The sequence below is a fragment of the Aureispira sp. CCB-E genome (genome assembly GCF_031326345.1).
Classification (GTDB): domain Bacteria; phylum Bacteroidota; class Bacteroidia; order Chitinophagales; family Saprospiraceae; genus Aureispira.
The window spans coordinates 7,280,946-7,293,889 of sequence record NZ_CP133671.1 but is presented as its reverse complement, the minus strand read 5'-3'; the positions used below and the strand labels follow the sequence as shown (position 1 = coordinate 7,293,889).

At 36.4% G+C, this 12,944-nt stretch carries 6 protein-coding genes; 4 read left to right on the top strand and 2 right to left on the bottom strand.

The window, feature by feature from the left end; genetic code table 11:
• The first annotated feature begins 107 nt into the window (after positions 1 to 107).
• Entirely contained in the window at positions 108 to 4,448 is a 4,341-nt protein-coding gene (rpoC, locus tag QP953_RS28145) for a DNA-directed RNA polymerase subunit beta' (protein WP_052596893.1), read from the top strand.
• Positions 4,449 to 4,528: 80 nt separating this feature from the next.
• Here the strand turns inward: rpoC and QP953_RS28140 are convergent, their stop codons facing one another.
• Complete coding sequence (locus QP953_RS28140; RefSeq protein ID WP_309553604.1) at positions 4,529 to 7,522, bottom strand: poly(A) polymerase; 2,994 nt, start codon at positions 7,520 to 7,522, stop codon at positions 4,529 to 4,531.
• A gap of 610 nt (positions 7,523 to 8,132) precedes the next feature.
• Positions 8,133 to 10,325, bottom strand: coding sequence for a T9SS type A sorting domain-containing protein (locus QP953_RS28135; RefSeq protein WP_309553603.1), 2,193 nt, complete (start codon positions 10,323 to 10,325; stop codon positions 8,133 to 8,135).
• A gap of 985 nt (positions 10,326 to 11,310) precedes the next feature.
• Here QP953_RS28135 and QP953_RS28130 point away from each other — a divergent pair.
• The 3 genes from QP953_RS28130 to QP953_RS28120 all read left to right on the top strand — a co-directional run bounded on the left by QP953_RS28130 (position 11,311) and on the right by QP953_RS28120 (position 12,937).
• Positions 11,311 to 11,943: a transposase gene (locus QP953_RS28130; protein ID WP_309553602.1), complete on the top strand. Its 633-nt coding sequence runs from the start codon at positions 11,311 to 11,313 to the stop codon at positions 11,941 to 11,943.
• 18 nt (positions 11,944 to 11,961) lie between these two features.
• Positions 11,962 to 12,387, top strand: a complete 426-nt coding sequence (locus QP953_RS28125; RefSeq protein WP_309553601.1) for a transposase — start codon at positions 11,962 to 11,964, stop codon at positions 12,385 to 12,387.
• Between the two features lie 208 nt (positions 12,388 to 12,595).
• Positions 12,596 to 12,937, top strand: coding sequence for a hypothetical protein (locus QP953_RS28120; protein WP_309553600.1), 342 nt, complete (start codon positions 12,596 to 12,598; stop codon positions 12,935 to 12,937).
• Positions 12,938 to 12,944 lie beyond the last annotated feature (7 nt).

The window sequence follows — 12,944 nt, the reverse complement described above, 5'->3', positions numbered from 1 at the left end:
TTATTTATATCAAAACCTTTCAAGGCGTCAAAACCTTGAAAGGTTTTAGCCCTTAATCTTTAAAGTGCTTTCGAACGGTACTAGCAGATTATAAAAAAAATAGATTTATGCCTTTTAAAAAGAATTACAACGCTAAGTCAAGACCTAAATTCGATTCAATCGTATTGAGTTTGGCTTCTCCAGATGCTATTTTAGAGCGTTCTTATGGTGAGGTTTTAAAACCAGAAACCATTAACTACCGCTCTTACAAACCAGAACGTGACGGGCTATTTTGTGAGCGTATATTCGGTCCTGTAAAGGATTATGAATGTTACTGCGGTAAATATAAACGTATTCGTTATAAAGGTATTGTATGTGATCGTTGTGGGGTTGAAGTAACAGAGAAAAAAGTACGTCGTGAACGTATGGGACACATCAAGTTGGTCGTTCCTGTTGTTCATATTTGGTACTTCAAATCATTACCAAATAAGATTGGTTACTTACTAGGCTATTCTTCTAAGAAATTAGAGACAATTATCTATTACGAGCGTTACGTGGTGATTCAACCAGGTATTGTTGCGGATAGAGAAATTAATGGTAGTGAAGTTAAAGACTTGATTACAGAAGAAGAGTATTTGGACATCATGGAATCTCTTCCTAAGGAGAACCACTTACTTCCTGATGATGATCCAAATAAATTTATCGCTAAAATGGGAGCAGATGCTGTAAGAGAATTGTTGAGCCGTATGGAGCTAGACAAGATCGCTTACGAGTTGCGTCACAAAGCAGCGACAGAAAATTCTCAACAACGTAAATCAGAAGCATTAAAGCGTTTGCGTGTTGTTGAGGCTTTTAGAGATGGACACACTCGTATGGAAAACAAACCTGAGTGGATGGTAATTGAATATTTACCTGTCATTCCACCAGAATTGCGTCCATTGGTACCTTTAGATGGTGGTCGTTTTGCAAGTTCAGATATGAACGATTTGTATCGTCGTGTTATTATTCGTAACAACCGTTTAAAGCGTTTATTAGAAATCAAAGCTCCTGAGGTAATCTTACGTAACGAAAAACGTATGTTGCAAGAAGCTGTCGATTCTCTATTCGATAACTCACGTAAGTCAAATGCTGTAAAAGCAGAAGGTGGACGTGCTTTGAAATCTTTGTCAGATGTTCTGAAAGGTAAGCAAGGGCGTTTCCGTCAAAACTTATTGGGTAAACGTGTGGATTACTCAGGGCGTTCGGTAATTGTAGTAGGACCTACTTTAAAATTGCACGAATGTGGTATTCCTAAAGGAATGGCTGCTGAGTTGTTCAAACCATTTGTTATCCGTAAGTTGATTGAACGTGGTATTGTTAAGACTGTAAAATCGGCTAAGAAATTAGTTGATCGAAAAGACCCCATTATTTGGGATATTTTGGAGAATGTATTGAAGGGACACCCTGTTATGCTTAACCGTGCTCCTACGCTTCACCGTTTGTCAATTCAGGCTTTTCAGCCAACGTTGATTGAAGGGAAAGCAATTCAATTACATCCTTTGGTTTGTTCTGCATTTAACGCGGATTTTGATGGTGACCAGATGGCGGTACACGTTCCATTGGGGAACCAAGCAATCTTAGAGGCTCAAATGTTGATGCTTTCGGCACACAATATGTTGAATCCTCAAAATGGTACGCCAATCACACTTCCTTCACAGGATATGGTTTTAGGATTGTATTACCTAACCAAAGAAAAACGCAGTACTGACGATGTAAAAGTAAAAGGAGAAGGTCGCGCGTTTTATTCATCTGAAGAGGTCATCATTGCCTATAATGAGGGGAATGTTGATTTGCATGCTATTATCAAAGTTCGTGCAAGAACAGAAGACGAAAATGGTAACTTGACTTATGGTAAGCGTATAGAGACAACTGTTGGTCGTGTTATCTTCAATGAAAAAGTGCCAGAAACGGTACCTTTCATCAACCAAGAATTGTCAAAAAGAAATTTGAAGAAAGTTATCTCTAATATTCTAAAGAGAACCAATACTAGTACTACGGCACTTTTCTTGGATGATATTAAAGATATGGGATTCTATTGGGCTTACCGTGGTGGTTTGTCTTTCAACCTTCCAGATTTGATTACTCCTTCTATTCGTTCAAAACGATTGGAAACTGCGCATGACGAAATTGAAGATATTTGGAACAATTATAACATGGGACTTATTACGAATAATGAGCGTTATAACCAAATTATCGATGAATGGACGCAGGCGGATAACGAGATTACCAACGTCTTGATGGATGAAATGGCAGCACACAAACAAGGATTTAACTCGGTATATATGATGTTGGATTCTGGTGCTCGTGGATCTAAACAACAAATTAAGCAGTTGTGTGGATTGCGTGGATTGATGGCAAAACCTAGAAAATCTGGTGATACTGGGGGAGCAATTATCGAAAACCCCGTATTGGCGAACTTCGTACAAGGATTGTCGGTATTAGAGTACTTTATCTCTACGCATGGTGCTCGTAAAGGTTTGGCGGATACGGCATTAAAAACGGCAGATGCTGGATATTTGACACGTCGTTTGGTAGACGTTGCTCAAGATGTAGTGATTAACATTGATAGTTGTGGTACATTGAGAGGTATTGTACGTACTGCCTTGATTGAAAACGATAAGATTATTCAGTCTTTGAGTGATCGTATCGAAGGTCGTTATCCTTTGCATAATGTTTACCATCCAGAGACAGACGAACTATTGGTATCAACAGAGGAAGTTATTTCTCCTGAAATGGCATTGTTGATTGAAGAAGTAGGTATTGAAATGGTTATTGTACGTTCTGTCTTAACATGTGAAGCAAAACGTGGTGTTTGTCTAAAATGTTATGGTAAAAACTTAGCAACAGGTCGCTTGGCAGAGTTAGGAGATGCTGTTGGTATTATTGCTGCTCAGTCTATTGGTGAGCCGGGTACGCAGTTAACACTTCGTACGTTCCACGTAGGGGGTACGGCATCATATACGGTAGAAGAATCAAGCTTGGTTTCTAAGTTTGAAGGTCGTATCGAATTTGATGGTGTAAGAACGGTAACTTATAAAGACGAAGAGAAAGGCACAGAATTACCGATTGTTATTTCTCGTTCTGGTGAAGTACGTATTATTGATACAAAAACAAATCGCGTTTTATCTTCTAACTATATCATGTATGGTGCTGGACTATATGTCCAAGATGGTGCTATGATTACTAAAGGAGAAAAAATCTGTGATTGGGATCCATATAATGCAGCGATCATTACTGAGTTTGATGGTTCCATTGAATTTGAAAATATCGTTGAAGGTAAAACTTACCGTGTAGAACGTGATGAGCAAACAGGTCACGAGCAGTTTGTTGTTATTGAATCTAAAAACAAAAAGCAAGTACCTGCCATTAAAATTGTAGATGCTAGTGGTGAGACTCTTCGTTCTTATAACGTACCTGTAGGCGCATTCATTGATGTTAGCGACGAGCAAAAGGTAGTAAAAGGACAAGCAATTGTTAAGATTCCTCGTGTAATGGGTAAAATCCAGGATATCACGGGTGGTTTGCCTCGTGTAACAGAGTTGTTTGAGGCACGTAAACCATCTACTCCTGCTGTGGCTACTGAAATCGATGGTGTTGTTAGTTTTGGTCGTATCAAGCGTGGTAACCGTGAGTGTATCGTTACGGCTAGAGATGGTCAAAAACGCAAGTACTTAATTGGACTTTCTCGTCATATCTTGGTTCAAGAGGGAGATTTTGTCCGTGCTGGTATGCCATTATCAAATGGTAATATTGCACCACATGATATCTTATCTATCGAAGGACCGTTTGCGGTACAGCAGTATTTAGTGAATGGTGTTCAAGAAGTTTATCGTGCACAAGGTATTACAATTAATGACAAACATATTGAGGTAATTGTGCGTCAAATGATGCGCAAGGTTCAAATCTTGGATGCTGGTGATACTAAGTTCTTGGAAAAAGAGGCTGTACTAAAAAGCGATTTCTTAGAAGAGAACGAAGATATTTACGATAAGTTAATCGTTGAGGATGCTGGAGGTTCTAGCAAAATTGTAGCGGGTATGTTGATTACTGAGCGTCAATTCCAAGAAGAAAAGGCTTATTTGAAACGTAACGATCGTAAAGTTTTACAAGCACGTGCAGCTATTCCTGCTACCGCAAAACCATTGTTACAAGGGATTACAAAATCTTCTTTGGGTACGAAGAGCTGGATTTCAGCTGCATCGTTCCAAGAAACTACAAAAGTATTGAGTACAGCTTCTATTTCTGCTTCTGCTGATACTTTGCAAGGTCTAAAAGAAAATGTAATTGTTGGTAAGAAAATTCCAGCGGGTACAGGTCTTAGACATTTTGATAATCTTATTGTTGCAGACATGGAAAAAATGGAAGCAATTGAAGCGAAACGTAGAGCAGAAGCTGCTGCTGCGGAAGAAGAGGTTATTATTGGAGAATAACAATTTTCTCTGAAAGATAAATTAAAGGAGCTGTTCTTAGTTGAGCAGCTCCTTTTTGTTTACACTTAACTTAATCTTGTCTAAAAGGTAAAAGAAAACTTCAATTGTTGTTCTTTATTGTCAAAATCAAAAGATGCTATAAAGTCTTTAAGATAAGGTTGGAGCAACGCCTTTAAACTATCTCTATCTGGATAGAGCAACCCTAGTTGAAGGATAGCTTTATTATGCCTATATTCTATACTAGGGTAGGGGCGAATTATCAAATTAGAGACTTGTTCTAACGCAATAATAAGCCCTACCAAATGCCCTTCGACCCAACCACAAGCCTGATTTAATTGCTCCAAACTTTTAGCTTTTATGTTTATCGTTAGATTTATTGTAGAGGAAGTATCAATAGCCATAAACAAAGATTTCCAAGAAATAGCTCCTTTCTTTTGATTTTTTAAAATTTCATTGCCTCTATTCAATTCTTGTTGCAATATACTAGCAGTAGATCGAGTCACATTTCTAGCACTGTTATAATAAGGTTTGATCGTTGTTAGAATTGGCATTCGATCTTGTTTCTCTCTCAGATGATAGCGAGGCTCTTTTATTAAAGTAATAGGTTGCGCCCAGTTGTATTGAGATAAGAGAGAGAAAAAATAAGGCATCAGTGTACTAATGTCCTCTAAATCTTCCTGCTTTGGAATACGATCGAGCACCCAAAGAGCTAAGATAGTCCATGAATAGGTTCCCAAAAAACCAAAGGCATTTCCCTTTATTTTCCTAGCGGTTGCCCATATTTTTATGGCTTTTACAAACCAGCGAAAACTATCTAGCGAAATTTTTCTTTGACTGTAGGTCAGAATGGAATTTGCTTCCAAAATTCCAGTTACTGCTTGCCAGTCTTGTGCACTGAAATAGTACCGATGTTTTTCCGATAGGTTATCCAATGATATGAATGCTGTAGGATAGGCTACACACAACAAATCGATAGAAATGCCCTCCATTTTTAGTTTTAAAATAGGAACTTGGGCATCTTGTATTAATCTAGCTGTTTCATACCAGCCTTTTAGTTGTATTTGTACTCTTTCTAAAAAAGCTAGAGGGTCTAATTCGTTAGGAATTGCAGCCAAGATATCTAAATCGCTTGTGCTGGTATTGGTACCTAAAGCAGTTGAACCTAATTGATGTAGTTTGTACTCTTGACCTAATATGTTATCACAAGTAGTCTGAATTATGTCTAGTATTATTGACCTATTTTGTTGTTCTGGAAAAGATATTACAGCTTTTTTATTACTTAATAATTCAACTAAATTCTGTTCGTCTACTTTTGATGGTGCATTATTATTAATAATACCAGTTTCTAAATCAATTGTATATCTTATTTTAAATGCTTCTTGATGACAACGACTGATAAGTGCAAGACGCTTGACTTTAAAATTAGTCTTTTTCCAAGGAGGTAATGATTCCTTAGCTAGTTCAATTGACCTAAATTGACCAACACTTAAATGAGGAGTAAAGGATAGTTTTGTTTTGGGTAACCCATTTTGCATTACAAATAAACGTTGCATCAAACGTTGTAATTTTTTCAAATGACCACCTTGATTGGGCTCAACAGGTTCTAGCCAAGCAATTGTTTCTGTTTTTTGATTGAAAAATTGATATTGTTTTAATTCTAATTCAAATACTGAAAACGCTTTGAGTACAGTGCTTAATTCTTGTGCTGCTTGCTCGAAATATCGATCTGGTAAAAAGCCATACAATAATGTAATATGAGGCATCCATCGGTTGTATTTTCGATCAAATTGTTGCCGTATTGTTTGGACTTTTTTCGATGTATGCTCATCTGGAAGAATAACAATAGCACTGCGATAGGTCGAAGCAATCGTATTCCAAAAATTGCTTGGTGGCTCAATTTTTTCCGTAGCCTTTTGATGAATAATATTTAACGATAAACCATAGTGATCAGAAGGCAAAGACATAGGAGAGGACATTGTTGTCATTTGATTGGCGAATAAAGCTGCTTGCTCTATTTTCCAATATTGTTCTTGGCTCGTTCGAATATAAAAGCGATCAAAGCGTGCAGGCAGACCTGTTAGGGTAGATATTGCTGCTAGAGGATTATAACTTGGTTCAAAGGTATATCCATCTTTATGAGGATGTTGAGTGCTCCATGCATCCCAAAACTGTTCTTTGTCTAATAATTCTAATCCTTCTTGTCCTCGACTATTAAAATCACCTCCTATCAAAATAGTCCCTTCTAAGCGATTCAAATACTGTAATAGAATACGTAACTGTTCTTGCCGAACAGTTGTGGCATTGTTGGTGCGATTACTAGACAAATGTACGTTCGCAACGTGAAATGGCTGACCGTTAAATTTCCAACTAGCAATTGGAAACTTTTTATTCGTAGTATATTGAAATTCTACCCATGAAAAAGGGTATTTTGATAGAACAACTAGCTCTTGATAATAAGTAGCTGCTTTTCGTTTGATATCCGAAGTATAAATCGGCTGTTTCCAATTTGCTTTTAATAATTTTTCGAGCATTGGAGCATCTACTTCTTGCAATAAAATAATATCTGCGTCTTGTTCTTGCAGATATTGAACAATAGCAGTATGCCTTGCCTCACTGTTTGCAGATATAGAATGGTATTTATCCGTTAATAAATTATAACTCACTAATTTTAGAGATTCTACAAAACAGTTTTCTATGGTAAAAATACTGGTTCTATCTTGGAGTGTTGCAACATAGGTTGGTTGAGGGACAATAGGAATGTTATCAATCAAAATTGAAGCTTGAAGATGTTGACTATCAGTTCTAAATGCCTCTGCTGGTAGCTCATTGTCCTCAAACAAATCAATACGTTTGGCTCTATCCCAAACAATCGTATTGGCGCAGCGAATATATTGCACTCTATTCCAAGGAATATCATTGCTTGCCCAGTCAATTAATAATTTTTCACCAAGAGCATCTTTTATCATACGGTCCTCATAACCGATATAGAATGCTAAGGCATTAAGTTTGGGATCCCATAAGATACGGTCGTGTACCTCCCAACTTGGTTTTAGTTTTTGTTTTGGAGTTTTCATTACGTGCCAATTTTAGATCAATTCTACTGTACTATGGCTAGAATAGAGTGGTCGTTCTCCATATAGCAATGTTTTTCTTATTAAGAAGGGACAAAGCCCTTTCTAAAAGAAAGTTATAGTACAGCGTTAAAAAAGAAAAAGTTGATATCTAAAATTGAAAATTACACGATAGAAAAATTGAAAGGATTTAAGAATGATAACCTGAAATAGTGTGCAGAATGAGCACATACCAACCAACTCTCCTTAGAACAAGAAAGTTCCATGTGAATGGAAATTAATTTATTAGCAAGAAACAAAACTTTATCTTATCAGAAGCAGATATAACAATGGTGTATTATTATAGTAGTTCGTTGATTAGTTCGCTACGCTCATGAGGGCGCAAGCTTAGTTTTTTACTTTTTTACCAAAAAGATAAAAAAGCACATTTATATTAGTTTGATAATCAAAATTTTAACACAAAATGCAATGAAGATATAACCTATTGATTATCAAACTAATAAAGTTTTTTAACGACCACGTAGTAGCAGCGCAGCTAACTATTGTTATTAAAAAAGAGAAGTATTCTAAACAGAATACTCCTCTTACACTATTTCATTACAAAGACTTTAAATTACCCCTTTTTTACAAATTTAATCGGCATTGGTGCATATTGTGCACCTTCTGCTTTTATAAAGTACATACCACTATCTAGTTTCTGAATATCAATTTGTAATTGTCCTTCATGACCATTGATGGCATCTATTCTTTCTACTTCAATACCATTGGCATTAAAGACACTAATGGAGATTTGATCCGGTACATTTTCAGTACTCCATGTCAGTGTAAGTTTATCACTTGCTGGGTTCGGTGTGACGCCTATACGAGCCATTCTACAAACTAAAGAAGAGTGCATTTGACGACAGAATCTATGTTGACAAACTTTTCCATCTGCTTGTGTTCTCGTTACTGTCATACAAACTTCGTAGTGTCCTGTAATATGTGGATTGGTGAATGGATTATTTCCAACCGTTGACACAATAGCTGTACCATCAATAGACCAAGTTACTCGGTCACAATCTAGCAAGCCGATTGGAGTAAATACATCATTAGGACAATCTAAAACCGCATTAAATCCTAAATTAACAGCATCAAAGAAACTTTCGTCACACAAACAATCGTCTTTACAAGGTGGCAACTGAATGAAAATTTCTTCTCTCCAACAATCTTGTTGATTGGCATCCAAAGACTGATATTCGAATTGGAAGGGACTACAAGTTCCGTTAGAAACAACCGTTAAATTATAAACTCCTGCTGTAGGAACAGACAAAGAAGATGGAGAAATAGTACCACAAGTTGTCAAGAAGTTAAGAATGCCAGGATTATCAACAAAAATTTCAATGTTATAATCTGGTACACCGTCTCCGTTGACATCATCAATACAAGTTGTTTTGGTACTGGTAATTTTAGGACAAGGGACTGTATCTTGAGCCGATTGGAGACAGAAGTTATCAAAACCCATATAACGAGCACCATTGATACCACTATTGTCACTGTGCGTCACAAAGAAATGTGTCATACCTGAGGCTGGAAAACCACCCCCAGTACTAGAGCTAAATGTTAAGCTATGATTGACTTTGACATTACTAGTACAGGTAGTGTTATTGATACTAATCGTACCTAATAATATCGTATTAGCAGCTCCAAATAAGGCTGTATTGGAAGGAGTAAAGGCGCCTGTTGGTGTCAAACCAGTTGTGTTGGATGGATTGTTAATCCCATAAACAGCCACTTCTGAATTTCCCCAACCACCAAGGCAAGCCATATCAAAGTTAAGTGTATAAGAACCTGTGTTAGGTAAAATGGTAGCGACCAATTTAGATTGAAAACCTTCTCTATAAGTTGTACCACCGCCCGCATAGTTGGCAATCCAACAGCCCGCATAGTTTCCAGTAGGTGGAGCTGGAGGACTAAAAGGACCTGTTGTAGCGGTATAATAATCTGCCCAGCTTCCTGTTGCCCAAATACGACCAAAATCAGTTGCATTGTCAATATCTTGGTGAGATGCTGTTGGCGTTCCCGATTCTAAGTCACCATTGCTCACATAACTACCAGGACAATCACTGGAAACAGACAGACAGAAATTATCAAAGCCCATATAACGAGCCCCATTAATGCTGCTATTGTCGCTATGAGTAATAAAAATATGCGTCATTCCTCCTGCAGGATAGTTTGGATCATTAGTATCAATAATAACTGTTTGATTGGTTTTTGTATTGGAGATACAGGTGCTTGCATTAACAGGGATTGTATTCAACAAAAAAGTAGTTCCTGTTGGGAACAAGCTCATATTGTCAGGCGTAAAAGCTCCTGTGGGTGAAAATGGAGCATCGCCTCCTGATGGGTTGTGTAGTGCATAAACGGCTACTTCTGAATTTCCCCAACCACCAAGGCAAGCCATGTCAAAAGTGAGGGTATAGGTTCCTGTGTTTGGTGGTAGAGTGACATTGAGTTCTCCCTTAAAACCTTCTCTATAAGTTGTGCCACCACCAGCATAGTTGGCAATCCAACAGCTTACATAGTTTCCAGAAGGTGGAGCTGGAGGACTAAAAGGACCTGTTGTAGCGGTATAATAATCAGCCCAACTACCAGGAGCCCAAATGCGGCTATAACCAACGGCGTTAGCAATGTCTTGGTGTGAAGCGGTTGGTGTCCCATTTTCTAAATCTCCATTCACAAATATATTGTCTGGACATAAACTACTTTGGGAGGATGCTATTGGTATCAAAAAGAGGGAAAGAATAAATAGCAATAATAAGTTTTTCATAATAATAATTTGGTTAAAATTGTTGATGCCTCATAGGCAATTAATGATTGTTACACACTCAATGGGGTATCAAAAGAGTGCGTACAGAATCGTATGTAATGAAATTTTGTGCTATTAGAAGTGATAGCTATGCTTATCACATATTAGGAAACAAGCCCTAATAAGCTAGCAGAGAGGATTTGAAGAAGTATATTTCTATTGTTATACCTGTTATACCATCTTGAGGGGACGTAGCACGTAGTCGTACTAGATGTGGTACCAACGAATAATAATGTAACTAATCTTATTTAGTAATTTAGTTGGATACAGCGGTTCTAACGATAAACGGAATTATATTTAATTTTACCATAAGTCTGCATTTATAGGACATACGAGTCAAAATAGAGTGCTAAAATCGCAAAAAAAAGACCTGAAAAATCCCTAAAACAAGGGCTTTTAGAGCATTTTTTAGACATTATTTTGGGATGTTAAATTTTATAGTTTCCTTTTGAAACTTCGCAAGTATCGATAGGCACTGATTTATGAATTAAATAAATATAATTTCAAATGTCGTTAGTTTCGCTAAGTTGGATACTAAGTTATTGATTTTTTTTAAATAATTTTAAACCATAAATTATTGGTTTTTTACAAGTGTAAGTACTTGTTTATACTAAGGGAACTTAGTATTGGTAGGTTGTTAGGTCAGGTTTTAACTTACAGTTGAGAGCAAGGTAATCTTTATTTTGTTCTAAGATTTACTTTAAGAGAGAAGAGTATAGAAATGCCTATTAATAAAAGAAGAGGCTGCCCTTTTCAGACAGCCTCTTGTGACCTTGGATAAGGAGCAAAGACAGCCTGAGATAAGTAGATGCTATATCGTAAAAAAGAGATTGCCCTTATCCTTTATTTCTTTAGAGCCAGAACAGTACTTAAAGCTACAAAGAGTAAGCTTGGATAAGAGACAAGAAAAGGTGAGGAAGAAAATAGGTCAACAAAACTTGATCTTATGGAAAAGCTACAAAAACAATGTGTGGGGATAGAGATTTCAAAATTGACATTTACAGTCTGTGTATGCAGTTTAGGATTGGATCAAAACGTTTACTTATCAGAAGTAGAGGAATTTTCAAATGATAAGAAAGGATTTAATCGCTTTGTTCGTTGGTCAAAGAAGCAACAAAACCAGAGTGTTGAAATGGTTTATCTGATGGAAGCTACAGGAGTTTATTATGAATCGTTAGCCTATCATTTACACAAAATAAAAAAAACGGTTCATGTGGTTTTGCCCAATAAAGCAAAGCACTATATAGGAAGTTTAAATCAAAAAACAAAAACGGATAGTGCAGATGCACAAGCTTTGGCTAGGTTTGGAGTAGAGCGAAAGTTTTCGGAGTGGCATCCCCCCGCTCCCATTTACAAAAAACTTAAAGGACTTTGTCGTTTTAGAGTCAGTTTAAAAGAAAATCGAACAATGCTCTTAAACCAAATCAGTAGTATAGAGGCGTCAGAGCAAGGGGATAAATTTATAAAAAAGAGCTTGAAAGAATTAGTCAAAAAAATAGAGGTTCAAATTAAATCCTGTGAACAGGAGATCTTGAGGGTATTAGAGCAGGATCAAAAAATAGCTACTCGGGTACAATAAGTTTGTACGATAAAGGGGGTGGGGATTTTTTCTGCACTAACTGTTATCGCAGAAACAGCTGGTTTCGATATGGTGAAGTCAGCTAAACAATTAACCTCTTTTGCTGGTTTGGATGTTGTTCAGAGACAGTCAGGAACATCTATTAAAGGTAAAACTAGAATTTCTAAAAAAGGAAATGCTCATATTCGTAGGGCACTTTATTTTCCAGCTATGGTTGCAGCCCGATTCAATCCTCAATTCAAGGCTGTTTACAAGAGAATTGTTCAAAAGGGAAAACCTAAAAAGGTTGCTAATATTGCCTTAGAGCGTAGATTACTGTGTTTAATATATGTGCTTTGGAAAAATGAACAATCTTACATTGAAAATTATGAAGAGCTAAAACAAGAAAAAAATATAGCCCCAGAACTAGCTGAGGCTACACAGGATAGTCCTAAGACTTCCTAATTTCATAAAAATACTATTTTTTATTCATTCTTTCTTGGATTTTATAACAGTACCTTTTTTTGTGTAAAAGTTAATATTTAAAACAAAATAGTTTAATTTTTAAAACAAAATATTTTGATTTGCGTTTTTAATTATAAAGTTGTATTTTTGTAGTCTATTATTAGTTTTTACACTTTAAAGTGTTTTTATTGGTTAATTATATTTTACAATGGCTACAGAAGATGATGTTGAAGCGTTTTTAGATGATTTTAAAGCTAAACTTAGTGTTTTTAATATAGTTTTTTATGCACGGGAGAAAAACAGAGAAACACTACTTGAGTTAGAGATAAGTCCTCTAGAGAGAGAGAATATAGTCAAAAATTTATCTGTAGAAGATTACTCAGAAGGACCACTTGGTGATAATAATGGAGGTCCTGATTTGTGGGTATTTGGAAAACTGGTCAAAGGCAGAGAAGTGTATATAAAAGTAACAATGGGAGCTTTTAATTGCTCAACGATATGTATTTCTTTTCATTTCGCTGAACACCCAATGAATTATCCTTTTAATTAATAAGAGA

Bases quoted from the DNA above. Each gene is read 5' to 3' on its own strand.
- QP953_RS28120 (WP_309553600.1), top strand. From the start codon at position 12,596: ATGGCTACAGAAGATGATGTTGAAGCGTTTTTAGATGATTTTAAAGCT.
- QP953_RS28130 (WP_309553602.1), top strand. From the start codon at position 11,311: ATGGAAAAGCTACAAAAACAATGTGTGGGGATAGAGATTTCAAAATTG.
- QP953_RS28135 (WP_309553603.1), bottom strand. From the start codon at position 10,325: ATGAAAAACTTATTATTGCTATTTATTCTTTCCCTCTTTTTGATACCA.
- rpoC (WP_052596893.1), top strand. From the start codon at position 108: ATGCCTTTTAAAAAGAATTACAACGCTAAGTCAAGACCTAAATTCGAT.
- QP953_RS28140 (WP_309553604.1), bottom strand. From the start codon at position 7,522: ATGAAAACTCCAAAACAAAAACTAAAACCAAGTTGGGAGGTACACGAC.